The sequence below is a fragment of the Mesorhizobium sp. M7A.F.Ca.ET.027.03.2.1 genome, assembly GCF_003999175.1.
Taxonomy (GTDB): domain Bacteria; phylum Pseudomonadota; class Alphaproteobacteria; order Rhizobiales; family Rhizobiaceae; genus Mesorhizobium.
Genome location: NZ_RZOM01001786.1, coordinates 1 through 585 on the forward strand (window position 1 = coordinate 1; position 585 = coordinate 585).

Consider the following 585-nt stretch of genomic DNA (forward strand, 5'->3'; position numbering starts at 1 on the left):
CAGCAGAAGGTGCTGTTGGCGCGTGCCTTGGCGCTGGAGCCCGCGATCCTGCTCCTCAACGATCCGACGCGTGGCGTCGACGTGGCGACGCGGCATGTGCTCTACGACGTGTTTCGCGGGCTGGCGTCCGACGGCATGGGGCTCGTCATCCTATCCAGCGAAATCGAGGAGATTCTTCTCCTGTGCCAGCGCGTGCTGGTGTTCCGTGAGAACGAAGTCGCGGCCGAGATCTCTGGCGACGCGCTCACCACCGACAGCGTGATATCAGCCATGTTCGGACGTGCGGCATGAACCCTGTTGCGCGCCTCCTGTCCCTTGGGCGAAATTTCGGCTTCGCGGTCGTGCTGCTGGTCGTGCTGCTCGCGGTCAATCTCATCCTCAGCCCCGGGCGGTTCCAGCCGGGTTCCTGGGGCGCGCTGGTCGGATTGGCCGCGCCCTTGATCGGCGCGGCCATTGCGTCCACGCCTGTCATCCTCGCCGGGCGTGGCGGTATCGACATCTCGGTCGGGCCATTGATGGGCTTCATCAACGCTTTGGCGATCCAGGTGCTGTTCCTCGGCGCCGGCATCTCATCACCCCTGGTGC

General features: G+C 65.3%; 2 pseudogenes. Both read left to right on the top strand.

What is annotated here, in order from left to right:
* A pseudogene (locus EN750_RS38060) lies at positions 1-291 on the top strand (sugar ABC transporter ATP-binding protein); the annotation flags it as partial.
* A pseudogene (locus tag EN750_RS38065) lies at positions 288-585 on the top strand (ABC transporter permease); the annotation flags it as partial. The pseudogenes EN750_RS38060 and EN750_RS38065, both read left to right, overlap by 4 nt.